This window comes from Collinsella aerofaciens, from assembly GCF_040926405.1.
In the GTDB taxonomy this organism is placed as follows: Bacteria; Actinomycetota; Coriobacteriia; order Coriobacteriales; family Coriobacteriaceae; genus Collinsella.
On sequence record NZ_JBCOIG010000003.1, the window covers coordinates 107,804 to 126,916 of the forward strand.

Sequence of the window (19,113 nt, forward strand, 5' to 3'; positions counted from 1 at the left end):
GGCCCGTGGTGCGGGCGATCTTATCCATGTACTCCTTGCGCTCGTACTCGCGGCGCTTATGGCATTTGAGGCTTTTGGGATCGACCTCCAGGCCCATACCCGTGCCAGACCACTCTTCGGCCTTCGCAATCGCCTCGCCCAGAATGTCCTCACCGCCGGTGTTGCGGCATTTATCGCACACGCCCAACGGCAGGTACACACTCACGTTGGGATAGTCTGCCAGTACCGAGAACCAGGTCTCGGCCGTAATATCGCCCACGCAGGCAACGACGACTTCGTTCTCGCGCGGCATGCGCTTAAGGGCACGCGTGCAGGTGACGTAGGCGGTCTCGTGGCTCGTAGCCGCCGAGACAATGTCGTCGTAGACGTTTTTGGGCGCCAGGCGCGGCGAGATGATCGCCTCGGTCGGACAGGCAGCGGCGCACAGGCCGCACTTGCGACAGGAGTCGAGGATCTCGATGGCGTCTTCCTCGACCTCGATAGCGTTGACCGGGCACACGTCCATGCACGCGGTGCAGCCGCTCTTTTCGTTTTTGCAGGTCAGGCACGGAATGGTGTTGCCGCGCGGGCGCTCCTTGTAGTCAGCAGGATTCCATTGAGGCGCCGAGGGATCGAGTGCATCGGTCACACCGCCAAGCGGGTTTTTAAGAAAGTCGAAACCCTTGCTGATCTCGATAATGTCATCAAACAGATCGTGTTCCTGCGCCATGCGCGGCCCCTCCCTGAGCAGTGCAAACAAGCAAGAGATAATGATACGCCATCGGCCCACGCCTCGGGCAAATTACACGCGGTGCACCTTGAGGGAAATAACCCATGGCCTATCGCCGCCCCGATTGCACAAGGTCAATCAAGCGCCAAGCTATGCCTCGCACATGAGCTGCACGAGCTTCTGTTTGGTCACCTTGGCCTGCTCATTGGCCATATTGCGCTCGTTTCTAAAGACCGCATCCGCAACGCTCATCAGGTCGGTATCGGAAATCTCGCCAAGTCCCAGCTCCGCGAGCGTCGTCGGTAGACCAACGCGCTGGCAAAACTCGAGCATCTGATCAAGCTCGGGCGCACGCTCCAGGCGCAGCTGCACCACCAGGCCAAATGCCACGGCCTCACCATGCATGGCCTTGCACTCGGGCAGAATCGTCAGGCCGTTGGCTATGGCATGGGCAAGCGCTAAGCCACCACTCTCAAAGCCAACACCCGAGAGCAGAATATTGCACTCGATCAGGCGCTCAACCGCTGGCGATGTACGGCCCTTTTTGAGATCGCGCTTGGCAGCGACGCCGCACTCCATGAGTGTGTCATAGCAGGCACGAGCCGCAACCAAGGCCAAGTGTCCCGGCGCGCCACCGTGCTCGTTGGCGCCGTGCGCCGCGGCGCACGAACGCGCCTCGAAATACGTTGCCAGCGCATCGCCCATACCAGCGACCGTCATACGCAGCGGGGCCGCCGCGACCACGTTGGTATCGACCACGACCAGGTCTGGATTCTTCTCGAGCATCAGGTAGCGGTCGAACGACCCATCCTCGTGATACAGCACCGAAATCGCGCTGCACGGACCGTCCATCGACGCCGCCGTGGGACATACGCACAACGGCAACTCGGCATAAAACGCAACGGCCTTGGCGATATCGAGCATCTTGCCGCCGCCAATGCCCACCACCATGTCGCAATACTCGGCCCGGGCTTCCTTGGCCATTTCGACAACGGCATCTTCCGTACACGGACCGTTGTAAATCTTAAAGAACGGCTCGCTTAGATCTTCATCCAGAAATCCATCGACGATCTGCTTGCACAGCCGATCCTCGGTGCCCTGGTCAAACAGGACATAGGCAGCGCAACCCAACCATGACAAATACCTGCCCTGACGCGAGAGCTCACCCGGCCCCTGAACATACCGGCCAGGACCGCCATAAACCATGGGAAGCGCCATACGAGAATCCGCCCTTCATCAAACAACGATTGGTGCAAAGCAACCTGACCCCTTTGCACCATAGCAAAAAGGGGCAAAGCCACCTGCTGGCTTTGCCCCTTCCTTAGCTTGATTTACTCATCCATGAGATAGTAGTGGCCCAGCGCGTCGGCACCCAGGATGGCGTTTGCGACCATCTCGGGCGTCACCTCAAACGGCATGTTGCACATGGTGTCCTCGGGCGCGCACGCGGCCTCGGCAACAATCATGACCTGCTCGCGCGTAAGCTCGGCAACGCCAAGTTCCTTCATCGTGACCGGTAGGCCCAGCTCAATGCAGAAGCCCAAGACTTCCTCGAGTTTCTCAGTCGGAGCATCTTCGAGTACCAGCTGGACGATAGTGCCAAAGGCGACCTTCTCGCCGTGATACATGCCGTGGCACTCGGGCAGCATCGTCAGGCCATTGTGGATGGCATGAGCAGCAGCAAGGCCCGAGCTCTCAAAGCCAATGCCCGAAAGCAGCGTATTGGCCTCGATGATGTGCTCGACGGCAGGCGTGAGCGCACCCTTCTCCAGCGCGACCTTGGCCTTGACGCCATCGGCCATAAGCGTCTCGTAGCAGAGCTTGGCGAGCGCCAAGCCAGCCATGCCGCCCTTGCCGCCGGCGCAAGTGCCACCGTCGGCATCATGCGTCGCCTGGGCCTCAAAGTAGGTTGCGAGTGCATCGCCCATACCGGAAACCGTCAGGCGCACCGGGCTCGCCGCGATAACCGTCGTATCCATCAGGACAATGTTGGGGTTTGCCTTCAGGAAGAGGTACTTGTCGAACTGGCCGTCATCGGTATAGAGCACCGAAAGCGCCGAGCACGGGGCATCGGTCGAAGCAATGGTGGGGCAAATGATAACCGGGGATTCCAGGTAATAGGCAACGGCCTTCGCGGTGTCGAGGATCTTGCCGCCACCGACGCCGACGATGATGTCGCAACCGTTGTCACGGGCGAGCGCAACCAGGCGATCGACCTCGCCCTTGGAGCACTCGCCGTTAAAGTCCTCAAACAGCAGCTCGGCCTTAGCCTCGGTAAAACCGCCCTCGATCTTGGCACCGACGCGCTTCTTGCCCGAAGGCGTCACGATGACGAGGGCCTTAGCGCCGAGCTGCTCAACGTAAGAGCCGAGCTTGGCGAGCTCGTCCGGACCCTGGATGTACTTGCTGGGGCTATTGAAAATTGCAGCCATAACTATCCCATTCTCTAAAAGAAAAAAGAAAGGGGCTCCGTACAGATACGTGCGGAGCCCCTCGTTACGATAACAAGAGTCGATTAGAAATCGATGTCGGTGTCGTAGTAGCAGGCCTTGAGGATCTTCTCGAAGTCGGCAGCCTTGGTCTCACGCGGGTTCTCGGGCGTGCAGGCGTCCTGCTCGGCGTTCGCGGCGATCTCGGGCAGCTTGGCGAGGAACTCCTCCTCGGAAACCATCTGCGGGTTCTCGGCGTCGACCTTCACGCCACCATTCGCGTAATCCTTGATGGACTGCGGAATGTTGAGCTGGTCGTTGAGGTCGCGAATCTTCTGGACGAGTGCAGCGATGAGCTCCTCGTTGGTCTCGCCGGGAAGGTGCAGGATCTCCTTGGCCACGTAAGCGTAACGCTCGGCAGCACGGGGATCCTTGGAGTTCCACTGGATGACCTTGCCCAGGTACATGGCGTTAGCAGCACCGTGGATGATGTGGCCGTTCTCAAAGGCAGCACCGGTCTTGTGAGCCATGGAGTGAACGATGCCAAGCAGGCCCGAGGAGAAGGCGATACCGGCGATGCACTGAGCCTCGTGCATGTGCTGACGGGCCTCATGGTCGCCAGCATAGGACTTGGGCAGCCACTCGACGATCTCGCGGATGCCGTGCAGAGCGTTGGCGTCGGTGAACATAGAGGCGCAGGTGGAAACGTAGGCCTCCATGCAGTGGGTCAGAGCATCCATGCCGGTGTGAGCGCACAGCTTGGCGGGCATGGTGTAGGTGAGCTCGGGGTCGACGATGGCGACATCAGGGGTGATGTTGAAGTCGGCCAGCGGGTACTTGATGCCCTTGGCGTAGTCGGTAATGACGGAGAACGCGGTGACCTCGGTAGCGGTGCCGGAGGTAGAGGAGATGGCGCAGAAATGAGCCTTCTGACGCAGCTCGGGGAAGCTGAACGGCTGGATGATGTTATCGAAGGACTCCTCGGGATACTCGTAGAAGACCCACATGGCCTTAGCGGCATCGATGGGCGAGCCGCCACCGATGGCGATAATCCAGTCGGGCTCGAACTCGCGCATGGCCTCGGCGCCCTTCATGACCGTCTCGATGGACGGGTCGGACTCGACGCCCTCGAACAGCTTGACCTCGAAACCGCCTTCCTTAAGGTCGTTCTCGACGTCCTGCAGGAACCCGCCGCGGCGCATAGAGCTGCCGCCAGAAACGATGATGGCCTTCTTGCCCTTGAGGTTCTTCACCTCGTGGCGAGCGCCCTCACCAAAGTACAAATCGCGAGGATTGGTAAAACGTCCCATACTGTGCCTCCTAAACAAGCCCCTCTTAGACTTGCGTATATAACGGAGCACCCAATTGGCTCCGTTAGGACCGGTTTGCGCGTTGCCGGCGATGACAATGCGCGATGTCTAAACGTCTCAACGCTCAGACAAACACTATTTTACCGTTCTGGTTGGTCAGTTATTCACCTAAAGCCGCCAATGATGAAACGTTTTTTCTATCCCTGAAGACCCTTGTGCGGCATTCATACTCCCAAGCTGGGCAAACGTTTTATCAAGGTTGACCACATATCCCGGGCAGGACTGTGCCCCTCCAAAATATGCACCGTTCGCCGCCAAAAATCGACCGTTTGCGGCACCGTGATACCACTCGGTCGTCCAAGGTGCCGACATTTGTGCGACATCCGTCTTCGTGGTGCAAAGGTGCAAGTCCAAGTGCGGCACCCCCGGCGTGCCACATGCGGGTAAACTAGAACCTTATATAGAAACATTTGAACCCTAACCGCAGCAAAGGAGGCCCCATGGCATTCGATCCCATTCAAGAGGATTGCCATCGCCTCGTTCTTGAGGCCTTGCGCCGCGACAATATCCCGCTCACCGACGCTGCCGCCGTAGAGCGTCTGATGGAACAATTCACCCGCAACCCCGCACCGCTCATCGTGCACGACCGCGACCGCGCCGGGCACCTCATTGCCAAGGTGGTCGAGGCTGTCGACTACCGCATTCCCTTTATCCCTGACGATACCCAGGCAGAGCAAGAAGAGGCAGCTGCCGAGAACATGCTCCGCGAGGCAGCCGCGCTCGACCCGACCAACTGGGACGCTCAGCGCATGCTGACCGCCCTCACCGCCGGCTCCAACGAGGAATACGTGCAGTATCTGGTGTCCAAGTGCGACGAGGTGGAGCACGATCTGGCGCTCAAGACCGCCTCGGCGCAGGACCCCTACGAGCGTGAGGCCGCAGGCGACCTTATGCGCCGCCCCTACCTGCGCTGGCTTGCCGCCTTGGCATCGCGCGCGCTCATTAGCGGACGCTACCGCATGTCGCTCGAAGCCGCGAATCGCAGCTTGGACTTTGCGCCCAACGACCCCGCCGGCGTCCGCCATACTGCGATGCTTGCCATGGCAAAGCTCGAATACCCTGCCGAGGAGCTCAAGCGTTTTCGTTCCGCCCACTCCGTGCCCTATCTTGCCAACGCGCCGCTGCGCCGCCGTCCCAAAGATGCGGAGCGCGACCTGGACCCGTGGACGCTCATCGCACTGATGAGCGCAGCCTGGCGCGAGCTGGATTACGAGGGCGCCGAGCACTACCTGCGCATCCTGGTGCGCTCGTGTCCGCACGCAGCCGAGGCACTCTACTTCCAAACCGAGTTTCCCGATGGCGTCTATGCCCGCGTCAACGTGGGTGTGGGCTCCACCGACGAGCTTGTCCTTGCGCTGTCCGAGGCGACGCCGGTACTGCAGGAGGGCCTGGGCGCCCCCGACAACGCCAGCTTTGCCGCCTGGGTCGCCACCAACGACATCGTGCGCTCCCAAATCGACGAGCGCATCCTGCGCGCAGCCGAGCAGGGGCTTCCATTTAAGGGAGGAGACCTCTAATGGATCCGAGCGTCTACATCCCCGCCTACCTGGAGCGCACCTATCTGGCGTCGCACCCCGAGCTCACCGATGCAGCACGCGAGCTTGTCCATAACGACATTAGTGCGAATCCCCAAAAGTACGCGCAGTCCGAGCATGCCCAGGCGCTGCTGTCCTATGCCGGTGTTCATCGCCACCTGCTCGACGAGCTCCATCGCATCGAAGATATGGGCAGCGACGAGGAGTTTGAGCAGACGCGCAATCGCCTGTTCGACGACATGCGCGATGAGCTGCTCAAGATTGTCCGCGTCGACGCACTGACCGTCGACGCGCAGCTGCTCGCCATCATCCTGGCCGACACACCCGTTGACGCCTGCCTGGGCGACCTGATGAAGCTCGAGGCAACCACGGCCGATTACCTGCAGCAAAGCGTGCCCGGGTTCGATATGGAGGCCCCGCACTACTGGGCCAACAAAGTTTTGACGGACGGCGTGACGGCGGCAGAGCTCACCGTGAGCGAGCCGGCGCTTATCGGGTGGCTTCACACACTCGAGGCCATCTCGCAGCTGTGCATGGCGAGCGCCCGCTACCGTGCTGCCGTCAACTATTCTCGCCGTGTTCTTAAGGCGGAAGGCTATCCCACCCGAGCGGCAGGCACCGTGTTACTCGCCCTCGCTCGCTTGGAAGACGAGGACGGCTTTTTTGCCCTGGCCCACCAGCTCGAGGAGCAGATGGGGGCCGATGCCCTCGAGAACTCTCCTTGGTATCTGCTCGCCCGCACGATTCTGCTGTTCAAAACAAACAAGATGCGCCCGGCGACACGCGCGCTGCGTGAGTTTGCCAACCGCTGCGAGGGTGGCGCGTTCTTCTTACTGAACCCCATGTACCAGACACCGTACCTTCCCTGCCGGCCCGAGCCACACGATCCCTGGGATCTTTCGCACCAGGCCGTTTGGGAAGCGGACGGTATTATCTCGGACACTCCCGACTTTGCCCCCTGGGCCAACGCCTGCGAAGATGTATCGCAGCTTGCCCAGGAATTTGCGCGCCGCTACGGATTTTAGTGACGCACTCGACCCGACCATGTCGTTTACGTTAGGAACGGTTTCATGAACCTCCGCTCATCTCTTGCCTGCACCTCGAGCGATATCGCTCGCTGGGGGCTGCGCTCCGTCCTTAAGCGCCAGGGCGGCGTACTCCCCGGCCGCATCGCCATGAAGATCGACCCCGAGTTGCTGAGCGACCTCGCTGGCCTTGTCGACCGCAGCGTGGTGATTACGGGTACTAATGGCAAGACCACCACTTCCAACCTCATCGCCGACGCCGTTGCTGCCAGCGGTGCTGCCGTGGTGTGCAACCGTGCCGGCAACAATATGGAGCCTGGTGTGGTAGGTGCTCTGCTCGAGGCCCGCGGCGGCCTTAAACACACCAGCAGCGGCAAGCGCGTGGGCGTTTTTGAGTGCGATGAGCTTTACACCGTACGCGTTCTGCCCAAGCTCAAGCCGACGTACTTTGTGCTGCTCAACCTGTTCCGTGACCAGCTGGATCGCTATGGCGAGATCGATCACACCCAGGAGGTCATCGCCCACGCGTTGGAGCTTTCGCCGGCAACGACGCTCATCTACAACGCCGACGACCCGCTGTGCGCCTCGATTGCCGCGCGCGTTCCCAACGCGAGTATTGCCTTTGGCATCGACGGCGCCACCAACACCGAGTCTGACCGCATTAGCGACTCACGTTTTTGCTCACAGTGCAACGCGCCGCTGGAGTATGACTACGTGCAATACGGCCAGCTCGGCGCCTACCATTGCCCCTCGTGCGGTTGGGCACGCCCTGCGCTTGTCCGTCGCGTGACGGGCGTAGAGCTCGGCTGCGACGGCTACGGCTTTGACCTGGTCTTTGGATCTGCGTCCGACGCGGCTGCCGCACACATCGCCACGCGCTACAACGGCCTGTACATGGTCTACAACGTTGCCGCTGCATTCTTTGCCGCACATGAGTTAGGCGTGGATACCGCGCACCTGCAGCCCACGCTCGATGCCTACGTCCCCGCCGGCGGACGCATGGGCCGCTGGGATATCGCCGGCCGCACCGTCGAGGCCAACCTGGCTAAGAATCCCGTAGGCTTCGATCGACAAATCCAGTCCATCAAGACGGCAGGCGGCAGACTCTGCGCTTTCTTCCTCAACGACAACGACGCCGACGGACACGATGTATCGTGGATCTACGACGTCGACTTTGAGCGCATCGCCGATACCCCAGGACTTGTCGCCTTTGCCGGAGGCACGCGTGCGCACGACATGCAGGTACGCCTCAAGTACGCCGGCATCGATGCCGCGATTATCTCGGACGTCGCGCAGGCAATTGGCGCCGTTGTGGATGAAGCCGCCGATGACACCTTCTACGCCGTCGCCAACTACACGGCCTTCCCGCCGCTGGTCAAGGAACTCGACGGACTGAAGGGCGCCACTGCCGACGCTGTTGCTGCCCGCGCCATAGCCCGTGCCGACGGCAGCGCTCTTCCTGTCGGCATCGCGCCAGTCGAGCTTTCGCGCCCGCTGCGCATCGTCTACCTGTATCCCGATGCCCTTAACCTCTATGGCGACGGCGGCAATGTTATCGCGCTCGAGCGCCGCTGCGCTTGGCGCGGCATTCCCGTGCGCGTGGACGAGGTCCGTATGAGCGAGTCGCTCGATCTCACCGACGCCGATATCGTCATGATGGGCGGTGGCTCCGACCGCGACCAGCTGGCGGTCGCACATGAACTGCTCGCTCAAAAAGACAAGGTCGCATCCTATGTTGAGGATGGCGGTTCGTTGCTCGCCATCTGCGGCAGCTATCAGCTGCTCGGCCGTTCGTACTATATGGGTGAGAATCGCATTGAGGGTCTGGGGGTCATTGCCGCCGAAACCGTACGCGGCTCCGACCGCCTGATCGGCAACGTAGCCGTCAAAACCGATCTGGCACCCGAGCCCTTTGTGGGATTTGAGAACCACGGCGGCCGCACCCTGCTCGATGCAGAGGCCACGCCACTCGGAACGTCCGTCGTCACGGGCACCGGCAACAACGGCGACGATGGCCTTGAGGGCCTCATCTACAAGGGCGTCATCGGCACGTACCTGCACGGGCCGGCGCTGCCCAAGAACCCCGAACTCGCCGACTGGCTGATCGCGCACGCCCTCGAGCGCCGCGGCGATGCGCAGGCCGCCGCCCTGCTGCCGCTCAAGCCCCTCGACGACACCTACGAGCACGCCGCCCACGACGCCGCGATGAAGCTCCTCCCCTAACGCCTCGCCACCACAAAGGGGACAGGCACCTTTGTGGTGGTTTTGATCTGCCACGTTTCTTTGTCTCGATCTGTAACATCTAGGCCGTTGAAAGTCGTCTTACTGTTACAGATTGAGATGTTCGTCCCGACGTGCGCCGTCTGTCTCGATCTATAACAGATAGAGCCGATTTGCCCGCCCAGATATTACAGATTGAGATATTTGAAAATCGGAATAGAAACCTACTCCTTTGTGGTGGTTTTTCAGTTTGCCAACGATATGTGAACGGCTAAAAAAGTCTGCTATACTCTTTCCCGCTGTCCCCATCGTCTAGCGGCCAAGGACGCCACCCTTTCAAGGTGGATATCGCGGGTTCGAATCCCGCTGGGGGCACCATTTAAACTGAGAAGCCCGTTGCCCTTGCGGTAACGGGCTTTTTGCTATTCATGTGCCGGGATTCGAACCCGGCAGGGTGCGGAGCTGAGGAAACGCGGAGCGTTTTCCAGCGCAGCACGCAAGGAGCGGAGCGACGCAGCGGAAGCGGGCGGCGCCAGCCGCACGCGGACATCCCGCTGGGGGCACCAACTTTAAAATGTACGAACCCGCCGGATGTAAGGTCCGACGGGTTCGTTCTTTTTGCCGTTATAAAACGAAAAGCACTCAATGCCCTTGCGCTAGATGAACAGCTCGCATTCTTTTCGCTCAGAGCAGGCTTTGCTCAACATCTTGGTAGCCGCAGAGAGCATGACGGGATTTACCGCGCGAGCGCCCCGCGGACATACGGCAACGCAGCGCATGCAGGAAATGCAGGCCTTTTTGTCCACCCGCTTGGGATCGTCTTTATCGATAGCGCCAACAGGGCACGCTGCGGCACAAGCCCCGCAAGCGGTGCACTCTTTTGTGGCCTTGGGCACCATACCGGTGCCCCCTGTCTTCTTATAGGGACGATTGCCCGGAATTGCCGGCTCAGAAGCATCACCTGCAGATATCTTTTGCTGAATCTGATTCGCAAACCCAGCGAGCTGCGCAGCGTCCTGTCGGTCTGGCCGACCGGCTGCAAACTGGCGAACAATAGAATGCTCGGCGATGGCTGAAACCGCCGCGATCACCCGAAAGCCCGCGCCCTTTGCCGCGTCTTCAAGCTCGACCAGCGTGTCCTCATACGCGCGGTTTCCGTAAGCACAAACCAGAACCGCCTGCGCACCGTTTCCCCGCATCATACCCAAACGCTCCGCGGCCACAGCCGGGACTCGCCCGCCATACGAGGGCACCGCGATCACGGCTACATCCTCTTTTGTCATCGCAACCGTGCGAAAACCAAGCCCGCTATCGGTCAGATCTACAGCAACGGTTTCCCCTTCCAACGTATTGGCAATGTAGCCAGACGCCTTTTCCGTTCCGCCGGTCGGGCTAAACACGATATCGAATACCTTCATCGGATAATCCTCCCCTTTACGAACAAACGCCCGAAACGTCCGCATGCCAAAACAGGTTACAACTTTTAAGATGCCCCGCGCGAAACGCTTGCTCGGTTGCAAGTTCAAAGCAGGTCTGAGCGACATAAAAAGAAGGGGCCTCGCACAGGCGAGACCCCTTCGCACGCAAAATCAAACGTGTCTGTTACACATAGAACAGAATGTCGTCGTAGGTCGGGACCGGCCAGTAGTCGGCGGCCACGATCTCCTCCATGGCGTCCACGGCGGCGCGCAGCGTATCCATAGCAGGAACGACCTCGTGCGCGTACACGTTGGCCTGCTCCTGGCCATCGAGGGCCTCGGCCTTCTGATGCACGGCGTCGAGCGCCTTGATGGAGTCGTTAATGGTGGTGATACCGTTGCAGAGCTTGTTGAGCGTGTTCTGCTCGCACTGCATGGCGGCCTCAGCACCGGCGGCACGAATAGTCTCAAGGCCCTTAGCGACCTTGGTGGCATAGGCGGTAATGACCGGGCGATAGGTACGACGCGCCTCGCGAACCATCGTGGTAGCCTCGATGTTCATGAGCTTGTTGTACTTCTCGAGCTTGCAATCGTAGCGGCACTGAGCCTCGGCCTTGGTCAGGACGCCCGTCTCCTCAAAGAGCGCGATGGCCTTATCGGAAACAAAGGCGGGCAGGGCGTCGGCCGTGGTCTTGTTGTTGGCAAGGCCGCGCTTCTCGGCCTCGACGGGCCACTCATCGGAGTAGCCGTCACCGGAGAACAGGATGCGCTGGTGATCGGTCAGCACCTTCTTGCAGTACTCGAGCGCGGCGTCCTGGAACTTATCCTCGGGCGTACCCTCGAGTGCGTCGGCGAAGGACTTGAGCGACTTGGCCACGGCGGCATCGAGCACCAGGTTGGAGTCGGAGACGTTCTGCTCAGAACCGCAGGCACGGAACTCGAACTTGTTGCCGGTGAAGGCGAACGGGGAGGTGCGGTTGCGGTCGGTGTTGTCCTGCATCAGCTTGGGCAAGGTATCGGCGCCCAGGTCGAGCACGCCGCGCGTGGCATGGACGGAAGCCTTGCCATCGATGATCTTCTCGACGACCTCGGTAAGCTGGTCGCCCAGGAAAATGGACATAATCGCCGGAGGAGCCTCGTTGGCGCCCAGACGATGATCGTTGCCGGCCGAGGCAACGGAGGCACGCAGGAGCTCCTGATAGTTATCGACGGCCTCGATCACCGCGGTGAGGAAGACGATGAACTGCAGGTTGTCGAGCGGGGTGTCGCCCGGGTCGAGCAGGTTCTCGGACTCGGTGCCAAGCGACCAGTTGTTGTGCTTGCCCGAACCGTTGATGCCCTCAAAGGGCTTCTCGTGCAGCAGGCAGACCAAGTCGTGACGGGAGGCGATGAGCTTCATCTTCTCCATCATGACCAGATTCTGGTCGATGGCCTCGTTGACCTCGCCATAGACAGGGGCGAGCTCATGCTGGCAGGGAGCGACCTCGTTGTGCTTGGTCTTGGCGGGAATGCCAAGCGCCCACAGTTCATCGTCCAGGTCCTTCATATAGGCCGAGACGGTGGGGCGGATAGCGCCAAAGTAGTGCTCCTCGAGCTCCTGGCCCTTGCAAGGAGCAGCGCCAAAGAGGGTGCGGCCAGTGATGACCAGGTCCCTGCGCTTGCGGTAAGCGTCCTTCTTGATCAGGAAGTACTCCTGCTCATCGCCCACGGAAGGAACGACCTTCTTGGGGGTCTTGCCAAACAGCGCCAAAACGCGCTTGGACTCACGCGAGAGCGCGGTCATGGAGCGCAGCAGCGGGGTCTTCTTGTCCAGGGCCTCGCCCGTGTAGGAGCAGAAAGCCGTGGGGATGCACAGGACATCGTCCTTGATAAAGGCGGGGCTGGTGGGGTCCCAAGCGGTGTAGCCACGGGCCTCGAAGGTAGCACGCAGGCCGCCGTTGGGGAAGCTCGAGGCATCGGGCTCGCCCTGGATGAGGTTCTTGCCCGTAAACTTGGTAATGGCGGTGCCGTCGTGGTTGGGCTCCAAGAAGCTGTCGTGCTTCTCGGAAGTAATGCCCGAAAGCGGCTGGAACCAGTGCGCATAGTGCGTCGCGCCCTTGGAGATGGCCCAGACCTTCATGGCATGGGCAACGGCGTTGGCCACATCCAGGTCGAGCGGCTCACCGCCCTCGAGGGTTGCAGCAAGGCGCTTCCAAATGTCCTTGGGGAGGTAGTCCTTCATGACTTCCTCAGAGAACACCATGGTCCCGAAGCGGTCAGTAAGTTCGGCCATACGGAACTCCCTTCGTATCGGCACCGCGTGAGAAGCGGTGTTGATTACTAACGAACGAGTCATAGCTTAGACTCGCCGTGTTTCCGCGACATTACCGTTATGTTGCTGTCGCGAAACCAATCAATGAGGTTACCCTATCGAGGCGGCGTTGCCACCCTCAATAGCCAATCAACTGCATAAATTGCAGACCTCTCCCCATGGTTTAAGGGTAGTCAATTTGGGATGGAGCTCTATTAACTGGTATTTTGCATCAGATACCAGTCTTTATAGTCCGTGCCTAGATTAGCCGCTCTGTTATAGAGAAAGCCGATAGCAAGGCATCTTTGATTGGTATCCCCGAATAACGAGTGAAACTCCACCGTGACACAGTGGTGCTGTAGAATCCTTACAACACATCACACTATTACGTATCTAGAGGAGCACGATATGCGCGTCGACGAGGTTTTTAAGCAGGCAGCATCCCAGGGCACCGCGCCCGTTTCGTTTGAGATGTTCCCGCCCAAGGGCGAGCTCACCCTCGACACGGCTCGCGAAGTGGCAGGCAATCTGTGCAAGCTTTCGCCGAGCTTTGTCTCGGTCACCTGCTCGGCCGGCGGCTCGGGCAACGGTGCCACCACCGCCCCCATCGCGCATATGATTTCGAGCGAATTCGACACGCCCTCGGTGGCACACCTTACCTGCGTGGGCCGCTCGCATGCCGATATCGCCGCCAAGATCGACGAGTATCGCACCGCCGGCGTTGAAAACATCCTGGCCCTGCGTGGAGATCTCCCTGCCGGCGCGACCGAGGACGACAAGCCCGCCTCCGACTACGCCTACGCCCGCGACCTCATCCCCGAGCTCGTCGACGCCGGCTTTTGCGTGGGCGCCGCAGCCTACCCCGAGGGCCACATTGCCTGTGAGGATCTCAACCTCTCGGTCGAACACCTCAAGCAAAAACAGGACGCCGGCGCGAGCTTCTTTGTGACGCAGCTCTTCTTTGATAACGAGTGCTTCTACCGTTTTCGCGAGCTTGCCGACAAGGCCGGCATCACCGTGCCCATTACCGCGGGCATCATGCCGTTTATGGGCAAGTCGCAGATCAGCCGCATGGTCTTTATGTGCGGCGCGTCGCTGCCCTCCCCCGTCATCAAGATTCTCGCCAAGTACGAGAACGACCCCGAGAGCCTGCAGGCAGCCGGTGTAGATTATGCCGCCCGCCAGCTTTGCGACCTCAAGGAGCACGGCGCCGACGGCCTGCACCTGTACACTATGAACCGTCCTGCGATCGCCGCGACCATTATGGAGCGCCTGGGGTAATGGAAAAACCGCACATCGATACAACCGCTGTCGAAGTGCCGGCCGACCTTGCGTCGCCGGCGCTTTACCGTGTCGATGCTGCGCACCATCCCCGTGTCGACCGTGCCGAGATGCTGCGGTATCTGGGTTACGGCGGCCAGCAGATCGAGCCCGAGCTGTCACGACGTATTGAGCTTGTGGTCGAGCGTCTGGAACTTGACATTGAGCCCCGTGGCGTGCGCCGCGTGTTTGCCGTCGATGCCACGGGCGTGGACGAACAAAGTGAGCCTTGCATTCGCTTGGTCGGCACCAACGTTGAGCTGCGAGGTCGCGATATCTATCGACATCTCAAAGATGCCCGCTTTGCCGCGCTCATGGCATGTACCCTCGGCATGGACGCCGAGCGTCGCCTGCGCACCACGGGAGCCCAACATCCCCTGGAGGGCGCCGTGCTCGACGCCGCGTGCTCCGCTTACGTGGAAGCCGCCGTTGAGCAAATGGACCAGCAGGTCAAGACGGACGCCGCCACACACGGGCTCGCCGGCAACTGGCGCTTTAGTCCCGGCTATGGCGACTGCCCGCTCTCGGCCCAGCGCTCGATCGTCAATGCGCTCAACGCCACGCGGCTCATCGGGCTTACCGTCACACCCACCAGCCTGCTCATGCCCACCAAAAGCGTGACCGCGGTGATCGGCCTATTCGACGGCGAGGTCCACGACGCCCAGAGCCGCCCCACCTGCAATATCTGCCGCATGCGCGAACACTGCCGCTTCCGCGCCGCCCACACCACCTGCTATTCCAGCCATTAGGAGCCCCCGATGTTTACTCCGCTTATCACTCATGATTCTGACGGCACTGCATTGGCGGCACCCGTTGATGCCGCACGTCGCAACGGTGCCACGTACAAGACGCGCACGATCGACGATCTGCGCATTAAGGACGATCGCCTGCGCGCCGCCATCGAGGGCACGGGGCACTTGCTGTTCGACGGCGGTATGGGCACCATGTTGCAGGCCGCTGGTATGAAGGCGGGCGCCCTGCCCGAGCTGCTCAACTTTGAGGAACCCCAGGTTATCACTGATATCCAACGTCAATATGTCGAGGCCGGCTGCGACGTGATTACCGCCAACACCTTTGGCGCCAACGCCCACAAGCTCGACGGTGCCGCCACCGTGGCAGACGTCTTTGCCGCGGCCGTCGCCTGTGCCCGCGAGGCCGGCGCCCGCTACGTCGCCGGCGATATCGGCCCCATCGGCGCGCTGCTTCGCCCCCTGGGTACTCTGAGCTTCGACGAGGCCTACGACCTCTTTGCCGAGGAAGTGCGCGCCGGCGTCGCCGCGGGTGTGGACCTCTTTATTATCGAGACCATGACCGACCTTGCCGAGATCAAGGCGGCCGTCCTCGCCTGCCGCGAGAACTCCGACCTGCCCGTCTTTGCCACCATGACCTTTGAGGAAGACGGCCGCACGTTTCTGGGCACGAGTCCCGAGGTGGCCGCCATCACGCTCGACGCCATCGGCGCCGACGTTTTAGGCATCAACTGCAGCCAGGGACCGGCCGAGCTCCGCGGTCTTGCCGCACGCATGCTCACCGTCACCGACAAACCCATCATGGTGCAGGCCAACGCAGGACTCCCCCATGTGGACGACGACGGCAACACCGTCTTTGATATCCAGGCCCCCGAATACGCCGAGGCCGTCGCCGGCATGATCGCCGACGGCGTGAGCGTCGTGGGCGGCTGCTGCGGCACCACGCCGGCGCACATGGCAGCGCTACGCACGCTTATCGATAACCACACGCCCAGCCCACGCCGCCGCAAGCCCAGCATGTCGGTCACGAGCGCCCAAACGGTCGTGGACCTTCCCTGCGACGGCCACAAGATCGCCGTCATCGGCGAGCGCATCAACCCCACCGGCAAAAAGCGCCTGCAGCAGGCCCTGCGCGACGGCGACCTGGACTACGTCGTGAGCCAGGGTATCAGCCAGCAGGAACAGGGCGCCGACATCCTGGACGTTAACGTGGGCCTGCCCGAGATCGACGAGGTCAAGATCATCCAACAGGCCACCGAGCAGCTCCAGGGCTCCACGCTGCTGCCGCTGCAGATCGACTCCACCGACCCCGCAGCCGTCGAGGCCGCCGTGCGCCGCTACGCCGGCAAGCCCATCATCAACTCGGTCAATGGCAAGCAGCAGATCATGGATGAGATCTTTCCGCTGGTCGCCCACTACGGCACCAACGTTGTCGGACTTACGCTCGACGAAGGCGGCATCCCCGATACCGCCGAGGCCCGCTTCGCCATCGCCGAACGCATCGTGGCCGAGGCTGCCCGCTACGGCATCGGACCGGACCGCATCCTCATCGACTGTCTGGTCATGACCGCCTCGACCAATCAACGCCAGGCCGAGCAGATCCTGCGCGCCATGTCCCTGTGCAAGGAGCGTCTGGGCGTCAAATGCGCGCTCGGCGTGTCGAACATCAGCTTTGGCCTGCCTGCCCGCCCGCTGCTGGGCTCGGTCTTTTTGGCCGCCGCTTTTGGCGCAGGTCTTGATGCCCCCATCATGAACCCGGGCTCCAAGCGCTTTATGGATACCGTCTACAGCTATCGCGTCCTGAGCGTTGAGGACGAGGGCTCGACCGGATACATCGAGCGCTACGGCGGCTGGACCGATCCGTATAAGATCGCCGCCAACCCGGCAGCTGCTCAGGCAGTATCGACCGACGCTGTGCCCGCTGCTGGCACCGCCGGCACCGACGGCAACGACGACCCGATTCGTCGCATGGTCGTCTCGGGCCGCAAAGGCGAGATCGCTGCCGAGACCGAGCGTCTGCTGGCAGATCACGACGCCATGGACCTCATCAACAATCACTTTATCCCCGCCCTCGATGAGGTTGGCGTCCTCTTTGACCAGGGCAAGTTCTTCTTGCCGCAGCTTATGGCCTCGGCCGAGGCAGCACGTGTTGGTTTTGACACCATCAAGCGCCTGATGCCCGCCGGCGAGATTGCCGACAAGGGCAAGATCTGCGTGGCCACCGTCAAGGGCGACATCCACGATATTGGCAAGAACATCGTCAAAATGCTGCTCGACAACTACGGCTACACCGTCTTTGACCTGGGCCGCGACGTCGATCCGCAGGAGGTACTCAAGACCGTCAAGGAGCGCGATATCAAACTCGTCGGCCTCTCGGCGCTTATGACTACCACGGTCGTCGCCATGGAGGAGACCATCAAGCTGCTTCATTCCGAGGTGCCGGGCGTCAAGATCATCGTGGGCGGCGCCGTACTCACCCCCGAATACGCCAAGCAGATCGGCGCGGACTACTACGCCAAGGACGCCGCCGAGAGCGCGCGCATCGCCGAAGAGGTCTTTGGGCAGTAACACAACGGAAACAACCGAGCACCAAAACGTGCCGCATGCGCCACTTGGCACGTGCGGCACGTTAGAATAGATAAGATTATGCTCGTTTTGGCAGATAGGAGCGCAAGGATGGCGATCACGCCCGCAGAAATCGCGGAAACCCGCGGCATGGTTGAGGAACAGAACCTCGACATCAGGACCATCACCATGGGTGTTTCGCTCATGGGTTGCGGTGACGAGAACCTCGACCGCATGTGCACGAAGATCTACGACCACGTGACGCACACGGCTGAGCATCTGGTCGAGACCGCCGAGAACCTCGAGCGCGAGTACGGTATCCCCATCGTCAACAAGCGCGTTTCCGTCACCCCGGTGGCGCAGATCGCCGCATGCTGCAAGGATGAGGACCTCACCCCCATCGCGCATGCCCTCGACCGCGCGGCCGAGACGCTCGGCATCGACTACCTGGGCGGCTTCTCCGCACTCGTCCAGAAGGGCATCGGCGACGCCGACCGCCGCGTCATCCAGTCCATCCCCCAGGCGCTCGCCACCACGAGCCGCGTCTGCTCCAGCGTCAACGTCGCCAGCCTGCGCGCCGGCATCAACATGGACGCCGTGCTCATGGCGGCTCAGACCATCATCGACGCCGCCAAGCTCACGGCCGACCAGGATTCCGTTGGCGCCTCCAAGTTTGTCTGCTTTGCCAACATGGTCGAGGACTCCCCGTTTATGGCGGGCGCCGTCCACGGCGGTGGCGAGGCCGACGCCGTCATCAACGTAGGCGTCTCGGGCCCCGGCGTTATGGCCGCAGCCCTGGAGACGCTGCCCGATTCCGCATCGATGATGGAAGTCGCCGAAAAGATTAAGCAGACCGCCTTTAAGATCACCCGCGCCGGCGAGCTCATGAGCCGCGAGGCCGCCCATCGTCTGGGTGTCGAGAAGGGCATTGTCGACCTGTCGCTGGCTCCCACGCCTGCCATCGGCGACTCCGTTGCCCGTATCCTCGAGATCATCGGCGTGGGCACCTGCGGTGGCCCGGGCACGACCTGTGCGCTCGCCATGCTCAACGATGCCGTCAAGAAGGGCGGCGTCATGGCCAGCTCCAGCGTGGGCGGTCTCTCCGGCGCCTTTATCCCCGTGTCCGAGGACGCCGGCATGATCGCCGCCGTCGAAGCCGGCGCGCTTTCGCTCGAGAAGCTCGAGGCCATGACCTGTGTGTGCTCCGTTGGCCTGGACATGATCGCCATCCCCGGCGACACCCCGGTCGAGACCATCGCCGGCATCATCGCCGACGAGATGGCCATCGGCGTCATCAACAACAAGACCACGGCCGTGCGCGTGATTCCCGCCATCGGCAAGGGCGTGGGCGACTGCGTCGAGTACGGCGGCCTGTTTGGCCGTGCGCCCATCATGCCGGTGAACCCCAACGCCGGCACCGTGCTTGCCCACCGTGGCGGACGCTTCCCGGCACCGCTGAACTCGCTCAAGAACTAGCTGAGGG

At 61.4% G+C, this 19,113-nt stretch carries 13 protein-coding genes and 1 tRNA gene; 8 read left to right on the forward strand and 6 right to left on the reverse strand.

From position 1 onward, the window contains the following. The 4 genes from AB5758_RS02305 to AB5758_RS02320 all read right to left on the reverse strand — a co-directional run. Window positions 1-709: 4Fe-4S binding protein (locus tag AB5758_RS02305; RefSeq protein WP_368155344.1), on the reverse strand; the 709-nt coding region annotated here is incomplete at its 3' end. 150 nt (window positions 710-859) lie between these two features. Beyond that, window positions 860-1,927: a glycerol dehydrogenase gene (locus AB5758_RS02310; protein WP_368141798.1), complete on the reverse strand. Its 1,068-nt coding sequence runs from the start codon at window positions 1,925-1,927 to the stop codon at window positions 860-862. A 113-nt stretch (window positions 1,928-2,040) separates the two neighbouring features. Continuing rightward, the gene (locus AB5758_RS02315) at window positions 2,041-3,141 is read right to left on the reverse strand and encodes a glycerol dehydrogenase (protein WP_225093253.1); all 1,101 of its coding nucleotides are present in this window, start codon (window positions 3,139-3,141) and stop codon (window positions 2,041-2,043) included. Between the two features lie 83 nt (window positions 3,142-3,224). Next, entirely contained in the window at window positions 3,225-4,448 is a 1,224-nt protein-coding gene (locus tag AB5758_RS02320; protein WP_006234677.1) for an iron-containing alcohol dehydrogenase, read from the reverse strand. A 500-nt stretch (window positions 4,449-4,948) separates the two neighbouring features. Here AB5758_RS02320 and AB5758_RS02325 point away from each other — a divergent pair, with 500 nt between their 5' ends. The 4 genes from AB5758_RS02325 (at window position 4,949) to AB5758_RS02340 (ending at window position 9,666) form a co-directional block, all read left to right on the forward strand. Then, window positions 4,949-6,025, forward strand: a complete 1,077-nt coding sequence (locus AB5758_RS02325) for a tetratricopeptide repeat protein (RefSeq protein ID WP_368141481.1) — start codon at window positions 4,949-4,951, stop codon at window positions 6,023-6,025. After that, complete coding sequence (locus AB5758_RS02330) at window positions 6,025-7,068, forward strand: hypothetical protein (protein WP_195361393.1); 1,044 nt, start codon at window positions 6,025-6,027, stop codon at window positions 7,066-7,068. Before AB5758_RS02325 ends, AB5758_RS02330 begins: the two co-directional genes overlap by 1 nt. A gap of 45 nt (window positions 7,069-7,113) precedes the next feature. Beyond that, complete coding sequence (locus tag AB5758_RS02335) at window positions 7,114-9,291, forward strand: MurT ligase domain-containing protein (RefSeq protein ID WP_368141482.1); 2,178 nt, start codon at window positions 7,114-7,116, stop codon at window positions 9,289-9,291. 298 nt (window positions 9,292-9,589) lie between these two features. Continuing rightward, window positions 9,590-9,666: transfer RNA gene (locus tag AB5758_RS02340), tRNA-Glu, on the forward strand. 278 nt (window positions 9,667-9,944) lie between these two features. On the opposite strand, the gene AB5758_RS02345 is transcribed toward AB5758_RS02340, so the two are convergent. Together AB5758_RS02345 and AB5758_RS02350 are read right to left on the reverse strand one after the other, a co-directional pair. Next, window positions 9,945-10,832 carry a 4Fe-4S binding protein gene (locus AB5758_RS02345; RefSeq protein WP_368141483.1) on the reverse strand — a complete coding sequence of 296 codons (888 nt, stop codon included), beginning with the start codon at window positions 10,830-10,832 and terminating at the stop codon, window positions 9,945-9,947. A gap of 58 nt (window positions 10,833-10,890) precedes the next feature. Next, window positions 10,891-12,978, reverse strand: a complete 2,088-nt coding sequence (locus AB5758_RS02350; RefSeq protein ID WP_368141484.1) for a glutamine synthetase III family protein — start codon at window positions 12,976-12,978, stop codon at window positions 10,891-10,893. A gap of 426 nt (window positions 12,979-13,404) precedes the next feature. Here AB5758_RS02350 and AB5758_RS02355 point away from each other — a divergent pair, with 426 nt between their 5' ends. The 4 genes from AB5758_RS02355 (at window position 13,405) to AB5758_RS02370 (ending at window position 19,106) form a co-directional block, all read left to right on the forward strand. Beyond that, window positions 13,405-14,277, forward strand: coding sequence for a methylenetetrahydrofolate reductase (locus AB5758_RS02355; RefSeq protein ID WP_195919388.1), 873 nt, complete (start codon window positions 13,405-13,407; stop codon window positions 14,275-14,277). After that, window positions 14,277-15,065: a hypothetical protein gene (locus AB5758_RS02360; protein WP_368141485.1), complete on the forward strand. Its 789-nt coding sequence runs from the start codon at window positions 14,277-14,279 to the stop codon at window positions 15,063-15,065. The genes AB5758_RS02355 and AB5758_RS02360 overlap by 1 nt, the downstream gene beginning before the upstream one ends. Window positions 15,066-15,074: 9 nt before the next feature. Next, window positions 15,075-17,633, forward strand: coding sequence for a homocysteine S-methyltransferase family protein (locus tag AB5758_RS02365; RefSeq protein ID WP_195543886.1), 2,559 nt, complete (start codon window positions 15,075-15,077; stop codon window positions 17,631-17,633). Window positions 17,634-17,741: 108 nt separating this feature from the next. Further along, window positions 17,742-19,106 carry a PFL family protein gene (locus AB5758_RS02370; RefSeq protein WP_035136908.1) on the forward strand — a complete coding sequence of 455 codons (1,365 nt, stop codon included), beginning with the start codon at window positions 17,742-17,744 and terminating at the stop codon, window positions 19,104-19,106. The last annotated feature ends 7 nt before the right edge of the window (window positions 19,107-19,113 follow it).